The 16,564-nt window shown below is 38.2% G+C and carries 14 protein-coding genes, 1 pseudogene and 1 riboswitch; of the genes and pseudogenes, 13 read left to right on the top strand and 2 right to left on the bottom strand.

The genetic code is table 11. The features are described from left to right. Position 1: 1 nt before the first annotated feature. The 3 genes from cobO (at position 2) to ASU03_RS04255 (ending at position 3,712) form a co-directional block, all read left to right on the top strand. Positions 2-619, top strand: coding sequence for a cob(I)yrinic acid a,c-diamide adenosyltransferase (gene cobO, locus ASU03_RS04265; protein ID WP_057830621.1), 618 nt, complete (start codon positions 2-4; stop codon positions 617-619). Positions 620-704: 85 nt separating this feature from the next. Next, complete coding sequence (locus ASU03_RS04260; protein ID WP_057830620.1) at positions 705-1,601, top strand: cobalamin-binding protein; 897 nt, start codon at positions 705-707, stop codon at positions 1,599-1,601. Positions 1,602-1,613: 12 nt separating this feature from the next. Continuing rightward, a riboswitch (cobalamin riboswitch) is annotated at positions 1,614-1,786 on the top strand. A gap of 36 nt (positions 1,787-1,822) precedes the next feature. After that, a complete protein-coding gene (locus ASU03_RS04255; RefSeq protein WP_057830619.1) occupies positions 1,823-3,712 on the top strand; it encodes a TonB-dependent receptor domain-containing protein in 1,890 nt (629 codons plus the stop codon). Positions 3,713-3,822: 110 nt separating this feature from the next. Here ASU03_RS04255 and ASU03_RS04250 read toward each other — a convergent pair whose 3' ends face one another. After that, positions 3,823-5,172, bottom strand: a complete 1,350-nt coding sequence (locus ASU03_RS04250; RefSeq protein ID WP_057830618.1) for a hypothetical protein — start codon at positions 5,170-5,172, stop codon at positions 3,823-3,825. 366 nt (positions 5,173-5,538) lie between these two features. Here ASU03_RS04250 and ASU03_RS04245 point away from each other — a divergent pair, with 366 nt between their 5' ends. The 10 genes and pseudogenes from ASU03_RS04245 (at position 5,539) to ASU03_RS04200 (ending at position 16,092) form a co-directional block, all read left to right on the top strand. Further along, positions 5,539-6,726, top strand: coding sequence for a methyl-accepting chemotaxis protein (locus tag ASU03_RS04245; protein WP_057830617.1), 1,188 nt, complete (start codon positions 5,539-5,541; stop codon positions 6,724-6,726). Between the two features lie 43 nt (positions 6,727-6,769). Continuing rightward, complete coding sequence (locus ASU03_RS04240; RefSeq protein WP_057830616.1) at positions 6,770-7,132, top strand: response regulator; 363 nt, start codon at positions 6,770-6,772, stop codon at positions 7,130-7,132. 75 nt (positions 7,133-7,207) lie between these two features. Beyond that, positions 7,208-7,555, top strand: coding sequence for an STAS domain-containing protein (locus tag ASU03_RS04235; protein WP_057830615.1), 348 nt, complete (start codon positions 7,208-7,210; stop codon positions 7,553-7,555). After that, the gene (locus ASU03_RS04230) at positions 7,555-9,792 is read left to right on the top strand and encodes a chemotaxis protein CheA (RefSeq protein ID WP_057830614.1); all 2,238 of its coding nucleotides are present in this window, start codon (positions 7,555-7,557) and stop codon (positions 9,790-9,792) included. Before ASU03_RS04235 ends, ASU03_RS04230 begins: the two co-directional genes overlap by 1 nt. Before the next feature lie 123 nt (positions 9,793-9,915). After that, the gene (locus ASU03_RS04225; RefSeq protein ID WP_197411192.1) at positions 9,916-10,389 is read left to right on the top strand and encodes a chemotaxis protein CheW; all 474 of its coding nucleotides are present in this window, start codon (positions 9,916-9,918) and stop codon (positions 10,387-10,389) included. Between the two features lie 1,101 nt (positions 10,390-11,490). After that, a pseudogene (locus tag ASU03_RS22040) lies at positions 11,491-12,108 on the top strand (methyl-accepting chemotaxis protein); the annotation flags it as partial. Between the two features lie 97 nt (positions 12,109-12,205). Beyond that, a complete protein-coding gene (locus ASU03_RS04215; protein ID WP_197411191.1) occupies positions 12,206-13,018 on the top strand; it encodes a CheR family methyltransferase in 813 nt (270 codons plus the stop codon). Between the two features lie 192 nt (positions 13,019-13,210). Beyond that, on the top strand, positions 13,211-13,738 hold the full coding sequence (locus tag ASU03_RS04210; RefSeq protein WP_057830611.1) for a chemotaxis protein CheD: 528 nt from the start codon (positions 13,211-13,213) through the stop codon (positions 13,736-13,738). Continuing rightward, entirely contained in the window at positions 13,713-14,819 is a 1,107-nt protein-coding gene (locus tag ASU03_RS04205; RefSeq protein ID WP_331456654.1) for a protein-glutamate methylesterase/protein-glutamine glutaminase, read from the top strand. Before ASU03_RS04210 ends, ASU03_RS04205 begins: the two co-directional genes overlap by 26 nt. Before the next feature lie 46 nt (positions 14,820-14,865). Next, positions 14,866-16,092, top strand: coding sequence for an EAL domain-containing response regulator (locus ASU03_RS04200; protein WP_197411190.1), 1,227 nt, complete (start codon positions 14,866-14,868; stop codon positions 16,090-16,092). Between the two features lie 51 nt (positions 16,093-16,143). Here ASU03_RS04200 and ASU03_RS04195 read toward each other — a convergent pair whose 3' ends face one another. After that, positions 16,144-16,521: a response regulator gene (locus tag ASU03_RS04195; protein WP_057830608.1), complete on the bottom strand. Its 378-nt coding sequence runs from the start codon at positions 16,519-16,521 to the stop codon at positions 16,144-16,146. Positions 16,522-16,564: the final 43 nt, after the last annotated feature.

Raw genomic sequence — 16,564 nt, 5'->3', positions numbered from 1 at the left:
TATGACTGATGAAAAAACCACTGACCACAACATAACTGATAAACACCAGCAAAGAATGCAAAAAATGAAAGAGAAAGTTGATGCTCGCATTGATAGTGCCACCGAGGAGCGCGGCATACTTATTGTTATCACAGGTAATGGTAAAGGCAAAAGTACCTCGGGGTTTGGCACTGTCGCTCGTGCCGTCGGTCATGGACTTAATGCTGCAGTTGCACAATTTATTAAGGGTACCTGGGCTTGTGGTGAACGACAACTGCTGGAAAATGCGGGGGTAAAATTTAGTGTTATGGGTACAGGCTTTACCTGGAATACGCAAGACAAAGAAAAAGACATCGCTGCAGCCAAGCAGGTTTGGCTTAAGTGTAAAGAGTTACTCAGCGATACCAATATTGATTTGGTCTTACTTGATGAGATGACATACATGTTGTCGTATAAATATATTGATTTAGATGAAGTTATTACCGCATTAAACAATCGCCCTAAACATCAGCACGTTATCATCACTGGTCGTGCCTGTCATCGTGCCATCATAGAGCTGGCAGATACAGTTAGCGAAATAAAATCTATCAAACATGCCTTTGACAGTGGTATTAAAGCGCAAAAAGGTATTGATTGGTAAAATACGACTCCAGCCATTAAAAATAACGTGCAGCTAGCACTTGCTGAGCTAGCTGCACAACTTATCACCAAACAGAAACAATACGATGAAATTAACCTCTTTGCTGTTAACTTTACTGTTAATTTCAAGCTCAGCTTATGCCGAACTGAGTATAGAAACTAATAAAGAACTGGATAAAGAACTATCTAAAGAAGAAAACAAACCAAGCATTATAGCCCTTGCCCCACATATTGTTGAGATGCTTTATGATGTCGGTGCCGGTGAGCAAATTATTGGTACCACAGCCTTTGCTGACTACCCAGAGCAGGCGAAAAAAATACCGCGTATAGGTAATTATATCCGTTTACAACTAGAACGAGTAATTGAGTTGCAACCTGACTTAATTATCGCCTGGAAAAATGGCAATCCGAGTGATGACTTAGCACGATTAGAGCAACTGGGGTTTAACGTTATTTACTCCCACCCCCTGATTTTTTCAGATATAGCGAAAGAAGTTCGCCACTTTGCTAAGCTGACCGGCCATAGCGAACAAGGTGAAAGAGTAGCGAAAAAGTTCGAACTTGAATTAGCAAAGATAATAATGACTTACCAAGATAAAACAGTAATAACGGGCTTTTACGAGCTGTGGTCAAGACCCTTAACAACGGTTGCCAAGGGCAGTTGGCCACAACAATTTTTTAATATTTGTAAAGTCAAAAATCCCTTTGCCAAGGTGATCACACCATATCCACAAATTAGCATAGAGCAAGTACTACCAGCGGCAGTGCAAGTCATTATTCAGCCACTATCCGTTAATCAAAAAGAGCGCGAGGGCTTTAATTGGCAAGATTGGCCAATGATACCGGCAGTAGCCAATAAGCAAATAATTCAACCTGACGCCGATGCTATGCATCGGATGACGGTACGCAGCTTAACGGCATTAAAAGATTTGTGTGCAGCAATCGATAAAACAAGAACGATTTTACAACAAAAACATAACTAGCCTATTCGCTAGTCAATAATACCTATTTTAGGTGCCCGATAGTTTTAATGATAATTGGTAAATAACCATGACTAAAACTGAAGGTAAAACGGGAAACTTGTTAACCCAATACTGCCCCCGCAACGGTGTAAGTTACAGTTTTTTGTAACTCAAGTCCGGAGACCGGCCTAAAATTAAATTAATCATTATAAGCACGGTGGGTGCTTATAACTGAGGACAACATGAAAAAAAAATTAATAGCACTAAGTATTAGCAGCCTACTTTACTCATCACTTTCTTTTGCTGAGCAAACTAACACTGCCCTGATTAATAAAACACTTAAAGCGGATGAAACTATCGTCGTTACCGCAAACCGCAGTATTCAAGATAAATTTGATACCCTAGCTGCTGTCGACATTTTTACCCGAGCAAATATTGAACAAATTCAACCGCTATCTGTCAGTGACTTACTAAGGCGTGTTGCTGGTATTACTATAACCACACAAGGTACTTCTGCACATAAATCTTCAGCCTTTATTCGCGGTACCAATTCAGATCACGTGTTAGTGCTAGTGAACGGTGTTCGTGTTGGCTCGGCTACTCTTGGCGTAAAAAGCATTGCTGATATTCCTGTGCAATTAATTGAGCGTATAGAAATAATCAGAGGGCCTAGAGCAGCATTATGGGGCTCAGATGCGGTTGGTGGTGTAATCCAAATTTTCACTAGAGATTTAAGCCCTGGTGAAGGTCAAGTAGGGGTGAAAATTGGTAGTAATAGCTTATACCAAGGTTATGGAGCGCTAGGTTTTGGTAATGAAGACCATAGCTACACATTTACCGCAACTGCTGAAAAATCAGATGGCTTTGATGTTATTGTGCCTAATGGCGCTAACATGTTTACCGTGGACCAAAATGATGATGATGGTTATGATCGTCAATCTGTAGGTCTTGCTGGTACCAGTCAATTTACCAAGCAATATACCCTTGAATTAAACACACAATATGACCAAGGCACCACAGAAATTGATACTAATACCCTTTATAGCGGTGACGAAAGCAGTTACGAAAATTATCATTTTTTGCTAAGAAATCACCTGCAACTTGAACAAGTGTACTTACAATTGGGTTTAAGTACCTCTCAAGACAGCAATGAAGATAACTACAGTGATTACAATGATGACAATGGCTTTAATAATCCAAACAGTTTATTCACCACAACGCGAAACCAAGTAACCGCTTTAGCACAACGTCCCTTTGCTGACTCATCAGAAGTGACCGCAGGCGTTGAGTGGTATAGTGAAAGTATTGATAGCAACAATGAATATGACAAAACCAAACGCGATGCTAGTGCGTTTTTTGTCACCGGTCGTCATAACATTGAGCAGATTAAACTTGAAGCCTCAGTGCGTTACGATAAAGTAGGTGACATTAATGGTGAAACCACCTATCAATTAGCTGCAGGTTACCAAGTTAGCGACCAGTTACTTTTCTCTTTAAGTCACGGTACTGCTTTTAAAGCGCCGAGCTTCAATGACTTGTACTATCCTTTCTCAGGCAACCCTGACTTAGTTTCAGAAACAGCTGATAGCACAGAGTTTTTAACCCGTTATCAAAATGATTTTTTTTCGGCTGAAGTGTCTATTTATCAAACCAATATTGATAACTTAATCGAGTGGGCACCTGTAGATAGCTCAGACCCTTTTAGTCCTTGGCAGCCAAAGAATATTGCCCAAGCTGAAATACTAGGTGCTGAAGCGACTATTTCTGCAGATATAGCTGATACGAGTAACAGACTAACCTTAAGCCATGTTGACGCTGAGGATAAAACCACAGGCAAGCAACTAGCTAGACGCCCACACTTTTCGGCTAACTATAACTTCTTCTATTCACTTGGACAGTTAGAGTTTACTTTTGATGTAAGATATCAAGGTAGTAGCTATGATAACGCTAACGCTGAAGACAAGACGCTTAAAGCTTATACTTTACTTGATGTTGGGGTAAACTACCGCCTAAATGATCAATTGAGTTTATTCGCTAAAGTAACTAACCTCACCGATAAAGATTATCAAACAGCCAGTGAATATCCTGGAGCGGAACGTGGTTACAGCCTAACGCTAGATTATAAATTTTAATCTTATGTTATATTTATAAAACCGATAAAAACTAAAAATCAGATTGATAATCACAAAAAAGCCTGCAATTGCAGGCTTTTTTATAACGAAAACAATCTGGCTAAAATGCGCTAATTAAATTTAAGCCTAAGCTCTGCTGCTGTCATATCTTTAACAAAATCATTAGTCCGATCCAATGCACTGTTAGCTTGGTAATATTTAATATAATCCGAGTAATTATTGGCCATCTTACTTTTAATTAACTGCACATCCTGGGATTTTTTGCTGGTTTTAATATCAATAATATCGTCATAACCCGTTAATGGTGCACTAATGGCTAATAGACCTTTTTCAGGGCCATAAAAGGTCCACTTTGCCGGCATGGGTAAACCAGTTTTAGGGTCAGTGGCCCTAAAAGTGAAGTTTATGATTGCCATAGGGTAACCAGAAATAGCACTATAATCGTAGCTACCATCTTCTTTGATTTCATCAAAGTAGGGTTCGTTGAAAGCCGGTTTATACTGACCAGCCATCACGTCCAAAGACACCTCAGCAATGGTTGAAATCACTTGATGCTTAGTCTTAGAAACAGCAGTACCAAAAATAGAGCCACTTAGCTCAAAGGTTACACTGGCTTGTGATTGATAATAATTTTCACTGGTATGTATGTGATTATCAAAAACTAGTAAGCTTTGCTCACCTTCAGCTACTTGTGTTGAAAAATGCTTAGCACCTTTTATTAGCTGCTCACTGCTGACCTCTTGATATGGTGGAGTTAACCCGTAAGGAGTTGCATGAAGCTTTGCAAATAATGACCAAACACCTTCGATATTAGCCTCAACATTAAGGTCAAGAAAGTTACCAGCAGCAATCAGCTTTTGATTAAAAGCTAGACCTTCTACCGAAAATGAATGTAATGGCCAATCACCATCTATGGTACGGCAAACTTGCACGCCTTCAAATAAAGTATTCTCGCTATTAATCACCCGCCAACTATCAAAGTGAGAAGAACTAGTCACCGATGCTAGCGTTTCCAATGGAGCGTGATCTAAATTTAGATCCTGCGTGACGCACTCACAGCTTGTATCATTATCAATTAAGTCATCGAACTGAGCCTGATAATGCGCTGGTGTGTCACTACTGGCTTGATAAAAACTGACCACATTCAAACCTTGTGCTTCATTGCCCTGCTGATTTTCAGCCACTAAGGTATAGTTAATAAACTCATTTGTCGTCACAAAACTAATAACACCATTTTCATCGGGTTTATAGCTAGCAATGGTTTGCCACGTATCATCTTGAAGTAACAATTCAACCTTAGTAAAAGCGCTACTGATGCCACAATCGTTGATTAATTGTGACGTTAAAGAAAAGCTGTATTCAACTGGCTCTACTGGTTTTTCTGGAATACTAGATGAACTACCACCACAACCTTGAATAAAAATGGTTAACAATAGAGGGGATATTAAGTATTTATTCAAGAAGAATTCCTCAGAATATATTTAAAAGTGAAGGATAAAAAATCTAACGATAAAGCTGTCATTGCGCAAGCAGCCTAACCTTGCTGCTATTAAGAGGTCATCAAAACAACTTTGACCGAATTATACTCAGTTTTAACGGTAATAAGCTAACTTTTGTTATGACTATTTCCTCGGAGAAAGCACCTAAACGAATGAAATATATACAATAGTTAGATTATAAAATAACTTAGCATATAACTAGCAAGCCTTGTTTTATTGAGTTTCATTGTCTACGCTAATTTATAGCGTAACTTTTTAGTTTTATGTTTAAGGTCAATTTTTTATGAATATATGATAAATCACACGCTATCATCTATAGGAACAGTAATGCTTATTAATATGCAAAAAAAAATAAATATTAGCTTTTTCATTCTCTCTATATGCGTATTACTCGCCTTACTCGATAGTGGTCAAAGCATAACATTAGCAATTATCCTTGCTGTGGTTGTTATTTCTGCCGGTTATGCTTGTTTTTTTTTCCAAAAAAAAATCTCGATGGCATACCAACAAAAGCTATTACAGGCGGAACAAGCATCGTCAACAAACAAGCAAGACAAGATTCATATAGAACAATATTTAGATTTAGCACATCAAATCATTGCAGTCTGGGCTGGACAAACATCATTGGCCAGGGACCAAGGCGATGAAAACATAAATAAACTAGCAACAAATTTTTCCTGTATTAAGGACCAATTAGCCGAAGCCATTAAAACATCACAAGATAGTTCTGGCGAGATGAGTGGCGAAGGTGGTCTAACCCATATTATTAGTCAATCGGAACAGTCATTAAATACCATCATTCAATCTTTACACGACGCCATGGTAGGTCGTGATCAAATTTTAAGTGAAATAAATAATTTATCCACCATTGCTGAAGAGCTTTCCCGAATGGGTGATGAAGTTGCGGGGATAGCTTCACAGACTAACTTACTCGCTCTTAATGCCGCCATTGAAGCAGCGCGTGCAGGTGAAGCTGGCCGAGGATTTGCCGTTGTTGCCGATGAGGTTAGAACCTTATCAACTCGCTCTGGTGAAACGGGTGCCCGAATCACCAAAACCATTGAGCAAGTTAATGCCACCTTACAAAACACCTTAACTAAAACCCAAGAATTTACCGAACAAGATACCCTTATCATTAACTCAGCTGAAGAAACAATAAAAAAAGTCATCGAAAATTACAGTGTCGCTGGAGAGAAAATCATGCTCAATGCGAGCCAACTAATACAAGAAAACACCACGGTGCAATTGGCGATAGATGATGTACTGGTATCGCTGCAATTCCAAGATAGAGTTAGCCAAATACTTGGCCATGTATTTGATGATATGAACAAACTTGCCCCTAACTTCCAACAATGCCAATACAATTTCAGCCAAGGGCTTCCTATAGAGCCGGTAGATATACATCAGTGGCTTAATAATATTAAACAGACATATTCCACCTTAGAGCAAGTTGCCATGCATGATGGCAGTGAAAAATCACCCGATAATAAAAATGATGAAATTACCTTTTTTTAAAGGGAAATTCTGTCGTGCTTAATTAAATAATGGTAACAGAGTAATGAGTAAAACAATTTTAATAGTTGATGATTCAGCAAGTATCAGACAAGTAGTCGCTATGACGCTAAAAAGCGCGGGCTATGAAGTTTTAGAAGCAGTTGATGGTAAAGACGGCCTAAGTAAACTTGATGGTAAAAAAATTCACTTAATCATCTCCGATGTCAACATGCCAAATATGGGCGGCATTGATATGGTTAAAGCGATTAAGCAAATGCCCGCTTATAAGTTTACTCCCATCATTATGCTTACCACTGAAGCATCTGATGATATGAAAAAGCAAGGTAAGGCTATAGGTGCTAAAGCTTGGATGGTAAAACCCTTCAAACCAGAACAAATGTTGCAAGCAGTGACTATGCTTACTTAAGAGTTTAGCTAAAGTGTACGGCTGCTGAACCGAAAAAAAATGGCGCAAGAAGCAAAGGATAATGGTTGAGAGAATATGGCTGAAATAACAATAACTCAAGCAAACAACGACAGTACTGAAATTGTCATTAGCGGTGAGCTGACAATTTATTGTGCTATGGACGTATTTCAGCAGCACTTTAAACAAATAAAATTAAAAAGTCTCACCCGACTCAAACTCGATAATATTACCGAGATTGATACCGCTGGTGTGCAATTACTCATTATGCTGATGAAAATAATCAATGAACAAAATAGTCATTATCAAATAACTAGCTTAGGTGAAGCGCTCACTGATTATAGTAATTTATTCCAGCTTAACCGCTACTTTATTGACTTTGAAGACATTAAAGTAATGACTGCCAGTAAAGCAGAGGTGGAGTAATGAGCCTAGATGACGTATTACAAACTTTCTATGTAGAGGCTCAAGAACATTTAGAGTCAATGGAAAATGTGCTGCTAAAAATGGATGAGGGTGAGTGCGATAACGAAATGCTTAATGATATTTTTCGTTCTGCACACACGATCAAAGGCTCGGCTGGTATTTTTGGCCTAGATCATATTGTTAGCTTTACCCATATAGTCGAAAATGTACTCGATCGTGCTAGAGACAATAAAATTAAGATAGACAAAGATTTAATCGACGTTATGTTCAAATGTCGCGATCACATGCAAAGTTTAGTTGCTGTCACACTAGATGAATTTAATGGACAAACGGACCTACAAAAAATTGACGGTGATTTACTTGCCGCATTAGCGCCTTGGGCGAGTGAAGAAAGTAACCAAACCCTAGCAAAAACAAGTACCGTAACGGCAAGCAAAAATGATAATAAACCAACTGATGAGGGAGATAATAATAAGCTGTGGCATATTTCTCTACGTCTATCAACTGATTGCCTTAGAAATGGCATGGACCCATTGTCCTTTATCAAGTTCCTCTCTAGCCTAGGTGAAATTAAACATATAGAAACAATTATCGATGCCTTCCCTGATTCAGCCCACTTTGATGCTGAGACTCTCTATTTAGCCTATGAAATAGCGCTACAGTCTGACGCTAGCTTAGAGGAAATAGAAAACACCTTTATGTTTGTCCAAGATGACTCAAATATCACCATTTTACCTCCCAGCGCTAAGATTGAAGACTACCTTGCCTTGATTGATAAACTGCCAGAAGAAAATCAAAGGTTAGGGGATATTTTGGTGAACTGCGGCTCACTAACTAAGCACTCCCTTGAACAAGCCCTAATATCTCAAAGTAAAGAAAGTACAGCCAGTGGTGAACAAACTGAAACCCACAAACTAGGTGAGCTATTAACGGAACAGCATAAAGTGCCAGAAGAAGTAGTCAGTGCTGCACTAACAAAGCAAACACAAAATAAAAGTAAAAAATCTGAAGGTAAGCAAATTCGCATTGACTCAAATCGTTTAGACCACCTAATTAACCTTATTGGCGAATTAGTCATCAATCAACAACGTATTGACTTACTCTCTAAATACACTAAGAACACCGCATTAATTGAAGCGGTCGATGATTTTGATAATTTCACTAATCAAATACGAGATGCTGCCTTAAGTTTAAGAATGATACCTATTGGTGCTACCTTTCAGCGCTTTAAACGTCTTGTCAGAGATACAGCCCAAGCACTAGGTAAGGACGTTGAACTAATTATTGATGGCGCAGATACTGAGCTAGATCGCTTAATGGTGGAAAAATTGGGCGACCCACTCACTCATATTGTTCGAAATGCCATGGACCATGGTTTAGAATCAATAGAAGCGCGAAAAGCTGCGGGAAAAAACATTAAAGGACAGCTAAAACTAGCGGCCTACCATGAAGGTGGACACATTATTATTGCTATAAGTGATGATGGCAATGGCATTGATAAAGTACGTGTACGAGAAAAAGCCATCGAAAAAGGTATTATACACCCCGACGCGGAATTGAGTGATAACGAACTATTTCAACTTATATTCCATCCTGGATTCTCAACTGCAACCGAAGTGACAAACTTATCAGGCAGGGGGGTTGGTATGGATGTAGTAAAACGTAATGTAGAAGCATTACAAGGCAGCATTGATATCAGATCACAAACAGGTGTTGGCTCCGAGTTTAAGATTCGACTGCCCCTAACTCTCGCTATTATTGATGGTTTTCACGTGGAAGCTAGCGGTACACATTTTATTATTCCGCAGGCGACCATCATTGAATGTATTAATCTGGCTAATCACCAAGACATCAAAGGCAGACATTGCATAAATTTACGTGGTGAAATGATCCCTTATCTAAAAATGTCCGAAATATTCAAGCTAACACCAAGCCATGAACAGACACTAGCCAATAATAAAATGCCGCACTCAATTAAAAGAGAGTTGGTTATAGTTCAATTTGGCAATGATGTTGCCGGTATTGCTGTTGATCGACTTAATGGCGAAATTCAAACCGTAGTCAAACCATTAGGTCCACTTTTTAAAGCACTTAAAGGTATAGGGGGCTCTAGCTTACTCGGTAATGGTGAAATAGCTTTTATTTTAGATGTACCACAATTAATTGAATTAGCTATCGCCAATGAAATAGCCAACAAGGCCTCTTATCTTGAGAGTATACATAGCCAAGAGAAATGATATTCAGTAAAAGCATTGTTACCAACAAGACAGGTAAAAGTATAAATATAAATATCGAGTAATAAGCTTATGAAAATTATACCAATTAACAGGAACGAACATGATAACTCGGAGGATACAGTGGTGGATAAATCTAGCCAGTTCTTAACCTTTACCATTGCAGATGAGCATTTCGGTATGGACTTGCATCAAACGAGAGAAATTATTGAATACGCCGGTATAACGCAAGTGCCCTTAATGCCGAAATTTATATCTGGGGTGATAAACCTACGTGGCGAGGTTGTGCCGGTAATCGACTTAAGCATTCGCTTAGGTCGCCAACCTATTACCATACATAAAAGAACGTGTGTCATCGTCATTGAATTACACACTAACGAACAACCTTGCGTACTCGGTTTATTGGCAGATGCTGTCAATGAAGTTATCGACATATCCGCTAGTGATATTGAAGATGCTCCCGCTTTTGGTGCAAAAATCAGAGCTGAATTTATTCAAGGTATAGCAAAAAAAGATGACGAGTTTATTGTACTTTTAGATGCAGAAAAAACCTTATCACCTAGGGAATTAGCACATTTAGTTGAAGCTGAGCTGCAATAATCTCATTCACTAAATATAATTTTGAGAGCAGAGGAACACAACATGTTAGAAAAAATAAGCTTAAAAGCCAAAGTTCTATTTTTGGGCCTTCTGGTAGTATTATCACTAGTATTGTTAAGCTGGGAGGCTGTCAATGAACTGTCAAAATTTCGTGATTCAACCGAAAAAAGATTTGTTTTTGTTGAACAAAATGTCGAAATATTAACAGATTTAACCAATGCGCATGTAATTTTTAAAACTCAAGTTCAAGAATGGAAAAACATCCTACTTCGAGGCAATGATAAAAATCAGTTTGAAAAATATTCCAGTCGATTTAAAAAAAGCTCTGGAAAAGTACAACAATTATTAGCTCATGCGATTAAAAATTCCAAAGAGTTATCCCTTGACTATCGTGCCATAAAGGAAGTTAAATTGGCACATGGGCAGCTTGAAATTTCCTACTTAAAAGCCTTGAATAATTTTGATAGGAGAGATCCCTTAACAGGAAAAAAAGTAGACAAAAGTGTCAGTGGTGTTGATAGACCGGCTAGTAAAGGCATGACTGAATTAGCTGCAAATACAGAAAGAGACTTCAAAGAGATAATTGCTAATAATCTTACGGCCATGGAGGAAGAATTTGTTAAAAACAAATCGGCTTTAATTACTTTCTCTTTTATTGAAGGCTTTATTATTTTAGGTTTAATGGTATTCATCTTTAACGATTTGTTTAAAACGTTAGGTGGTGACCCTCGCTACGCGGCACATGTTTGTAATCAAGTTGCCAATGGTGACTTAAGTATCGAAATAGAATTAAAGCACAACGACAAAACCTCCCTACTTTATAGCATCACTAACATGAAAAACCAATTAGCCACCATTATCCACGATGTAAGATCCTCTTCTGAGGCTTTGTCTTCCGCTTCAACAGAAGTCAATTCCACCGCACAAACTATTGCTAAAGGTGCTTCAGTACAAGCGGCCAGTGTTGAAGAAACGTCGGCCTCAATGGAAGAAATGTCAGCATCTATCTCACAAAATAATGAGAATGCTGGCATAACCAATGGAATGGCGCAACAGGCGGCAAAAGAGGCAATGATTGGTGGAGAAGCCGTATCAGAAACCGTTGCTGCCATGCAAAAAATTGCCGAAAAAATAAGTGTCATTGATGATATTGCTTACCAGACCAATATGTTGGCACTTAACGCCGCCATTGAAGCAGGTCGTGCGGGAGATCACGGTAAAGGTTTCGCGGTAGTTGCCTCAGAAGTAAGAAAACTTGCTGAGCGCAGCCAAATCGCCGCTCAAGAAATTGGCGAGTTAGCCAAAGATAGCGTAATACGCGCCGACCTAGCCGGTAAGTCGATAAAAGATATGGTACCTTCAATTAATAAAACAGCAGAATTGGTACAAGAAATTGCTGCCGCTTCTTCAGAACAAGCCTCTGGGGTTCATCAAATAAATGAAGCCATTGCTCAAGTAAATCAAACTATGCAGCATAATGCCGCGGCCTCAGAAGAACTTAGTGCTACCTCTGAAGAAATGAATGTACAAGCATTACAATTACAAGACTCGGTAAATTTTTTCACCTTAGAGGCCTCTCCACTAGAAAAACCTTTATCATCAAACAGTAGATCAACCATTAATAAGGATTCAAATTCAAAGGCTAAAAGATCTGCGAGTACGTTAATCAAAAAAGGCAGTAATAGAGATGATGACGATGATAAGTTTGTCAGCTATTAAGTTATATTATTTTTAATCCGTCATATTAATCCACCTTTACCGAGAACTTAATATGGCCTCAAAGGAATAAGGTTAGATAATGCAAGGGTTAGCCGTAATGAGTACATTGGAAACACTACCTTCAGAGGAGGTTTATACCCTTTTTCAAAAACTAGTTTATGACAAGCTTGGTATTCATTTAGCCAAGCGAAAGCGCATGATGCTAGGTCACCGCTTGTTAAAACGTGTTAAACATATTCAAGTTGATAACTTCTCTGCTTACTTTAGATTTATCACTAACCCTGATAATAGTCATGAATTAGAAGTTGCTTTAGAATTGATGACGACAAATGAAACTTTTTTCTTTCGCGAGGAAAAACATTTTGATTACATGGCCAATATTATTCTGCCAAGGATAAACGCTAACCGAGAGTATAAAGTATGGAGCGCTGCTAGCTCCACCGGTGAAGAACCCTACAGTATAGCAATGCTGCTTAATGAACATTGCCCTACACTTTGGTCTGTGGTCGCTTCTGATGTCAACAAGTCTGTCTTAGCCCATGCCAGAAAAGGCATATATATTAATGATAGAACTAAATCACTGCCTAAAAAATATCGGCAAATTTATTGTGCTAAAGGCACTGACGAATTTGAAGGTTACATAAGAATAAAACCAGAATTAAGAAAACGACTACACTTTTTTACTTTTAACTTACTTGACAACATGTCAGGTTTAGGAAAATTTGATCTTATCTTTATTCGCAATGTGATGATTTATTTTGATGATAAAACGCGGCAAAAAATAATTAATGGTCTCCAACAGTGTCTAAATAAAGGTGGCTACTTATTTATTAGCCACTCAGAGACATTACATGGTTTAGAGCATTCATTTGAATTAATAAAACCGGCAATTTATCAAAAGTTAACGTAAATGAAAATTAATAAATTATAGGTGATTTATGGAGATAAAGTCGATGAGACAAGATAATCGCTGCACTAATTTACCGCCAGGCGAGCTGTACTTTTCTCAACCACTCATTTGAATGAATAAAACCACAAATTTATCAAAAATTAACGTAAATGAAAATTAATAAATTATAGGTGATTTATGGAGATAAAGTCGATGAGACAAGATAATCGCTGCACTAATTTACCGCCAGGCGAGCTGTACTTTTCTCAACCATTAGAAAATAATGCCCCAAAAGAATTAAAAACAATATTAGGCTCTTGTGTTGCGGTTATAGTTTGGCATGCAAAGAGTAAAACTGCTGGCATGTGTCACTACTTATTAGTTCAGGAAGCAGAAAAGTCCAAATCATCACAAGTAATGAAAAAATATCGTTATGGCGAAGAAGCGCTAGATTATTTATTAAAAAGAATGTCATCACTTTATCCCTTAGATGAATATGAATTGGCGCTTTATGGCGGCAGTAATATGTACCCTAGTATAACCTACCCTTCTATTGGTGAAGTTAATGTCATGTTTGCTAAAAACTGGGCAAAGAAAAACAAACTAACATTTTGCCAGCAAGATACTTTAGGTCATCATGGACGTAGTATAACTTTTGAGTTAACCACAGGTGGCATCACAGTTATCAAGTATAAAGACGAAAAAGGAGGCTTTAGTGAGCATTCAAGTAATGATAGTTGATGACTCGGCAGTGGTCCGGCAAATTATCTCACAGATACTCAATAATTCAACTGATATTGAGGTCTATGCTGTGGCTAATGACCCTATATTTGCTTACAAAAAAATGCAAAAAAAATGGCCTGATGTCATAGTGCTCGATATTGAAATGCCGCGTATGGATGGTATATCTTTTTTAAAAAAAATTATGGCTGAGCGGCCAACGCCGGTAGTTATTTGCTCATCACTCGCGGAAAAAGGAGCTGAGATATCTTTAAATGCATTAGCGGCAGGAGCTTTTGATATTATTACCAAACCACAAATGGGTTTAAAGAACTTTTTAGAAGAAGCCGCTGGTCAAATAACAGCGGTTGTCCGCGCTGCGGCAAAGGCAAGGTTACAAAAACCACTGGTTAGTAAGGTGACTACTAAAACTCAATGCTCTTCAATGGCACAAAAAAATGAGGCCACTAAGTCCCTTATTGAAGCTGTGCTAAACAACTCAACTTCAGCTACAGAAAATGACTTAGTATCCATGAGCCTTACCACAGATAAAGTTATCGCTATTGGCTCATCTACCGGCGGAACTATAGCACTTGAAAAAGTACTAACCGCTCTGCCAGCAACATGCCCCGGCATAGTAATAGTTCAGCATATGCCTGAAAAATTTACCAAAGCATTTGCTGATAGACTAAACTCTTTATGTGAGTTAGAGGTTTTAGAAGCAAGCTCTGGCGATAGAATTATCCCTGGTAGAGCACTGATTGCTCCTGGAGGCAAACACTTACAAGTCAAGCGATCCGGTGCACAATATATTGCTATTGTCTCTGATGGGCCAGCCGTAAATAGGCACTGCCCATCTGTTGATGTATTGTTTAAGTCACTAGCAATCAGTGCTAAGCAAAATGCTACCGGCATTATTCTGACTGGGATGGGTAAGGATGGTGCTCAAGGCTTACTAAAAATGAAAAATGTTGGTTGTAAGACCATGGCTCAAAATGAGAGTTCTAGTGTAGTATTTGGTATGCCAAAAGAAGCGATAAAGTTAGGTGCTGCGCAAAGGATTGTTGATTTAAGTGAAATAGCGGAGCTAATTAAGCATTAAAAATAAAAATGAGCTTGATAGTGAAATTAACCTTATGAGTGACTCTATGAATAAATTAAATGTATTAGTTGTTGATGACAGTAATGTGCAACGAAACCATGTCATTAATATGTGTTTAGAGCAAGGTGTTACTAATATCGTCGGTGCCATCAATGGTGTGGACGCCATTGAAAAATTATCAGAGGATAAATTTGATCTTGTTTTCATAGACCTAGAAATGCCGGTCATGGATGGTGTGGAATTATCACGTAAAATTGCTAAAGATAAATTGGCAAAGTCGGTAATCATTTTAAGCTCAAAAGACCCTTCTCTAATTTCCAGTATTGGCACCATGGCTGAATCTGATGGCTTAATTGTCCTAGGTACATTTAAAAAGCCTATGAAAATTAATGACCTAGTAAATAGCTTAAATAGACTAACAACCCATACTAATAGCAATGAAACTCACAAGATATACCACCGACTGGTAATTGATGACATAATTAACGGCATAAAAGAGCAACAAATTATTTTATTTTATCAACCAAAATTGACTTGCCAAGGCTTATTACTCAAAGGAGTAGAAGCCTTGGCTCGTTGGAATCATCCTAAACTAGGTTGTGTCTCTCCGGTGGAGTTTATTACTGCCGCAGAGGAATTTGATATTATTTCTGAATTAACTCATTATTTATTTGATATCGCGCTCAAGCAAAAAGTACAGTGGCGAGATCATGGCATAAATTTCCATCTTGCTTTCAATCTATCGCCACTATCTCTTGCCGACAATGACCTTGCTGAAAAAATATACAGTCAAGTTATACGCCACCAAATAGAACCTAAAGATATTGTCTTAGAGGTAACGGAAAATGCGATTTGTGGCGAAATATCAACTGCGATAGAAACGCTAGCGAAATTAAGATTAAAAGGTTTTAAACTGGCAATTGATGACTACGGTACTGGCTTTGCCAATGCTCAGCAGTTATCGCGAGTACCCGCCACCGAGTTAAAACTAGATCGTATTTTAGTCGATAATGTTGCCACTAGACCCCAGCAATTGGCAATATTAAAAAGCACAGTCAATCTTGCTAAAGATTTAGGTTTAACAACGGTAGCTGAAGGAGTAGAAAACTTTGATGACTTTCAACTGCTATACCAATTGAAAGTCGACTTAATACAAGGGTATTACTTTGCTAAACCTATGCCCCCTGAAAAATTAATCCATTGGCTACAAGTTGACTTAGCTAGAATAAGGCAAGACTTACACGAAAAACAAGCTCAGGTGAGTGATAGTTAGCTATTATCACCTTGAGACGATAGCTAACTATCTAATTGAATAAATCAGCTATTATGCAACTTGTTTATTGGATTCTATCCAATGTAATTGTTTTTTCAAGGTGTTGCAATTAAAAGGTTTGACCATAAAGCCAGTGACTTCCTCAGCAATAATCGCCATTATTTTTGCCTTATCATCTTCGCTAGAGACCATCAGCACAGGCAAGTTAGAGAGCTTTTTATCCTGCCTTATTTTACTTAGCAATTGCGCACCATCTAAATTAGGCATATGTAAGTCGGTAATTAATAAATCATAGTCATTTAATCGCAACATTTTCAGCGCATGCAGGCCGCAGCTTGCTTCATCAGGGTCGTTATGACCTAAACTAATTAGCATATGCAGCATAACTTGGCGCATTGATGGCATGTCATCTACCACTAATATTTTCATCTTATTAAATCCCTTTGGTTAAAGACGTGGATGTTGAATTAAG

The organism is Colwellia sp. TT2012 (assembly GCF_001440345.1).
Lineage (GTDB): Bacteria > Pseudomonadota > Gammaproteobacteria > Enterobacterales > Alteromonadaceae > Colwellia.
This window is presented reverse-complemented; position numbering and strand designations above follow the sequence as displayed.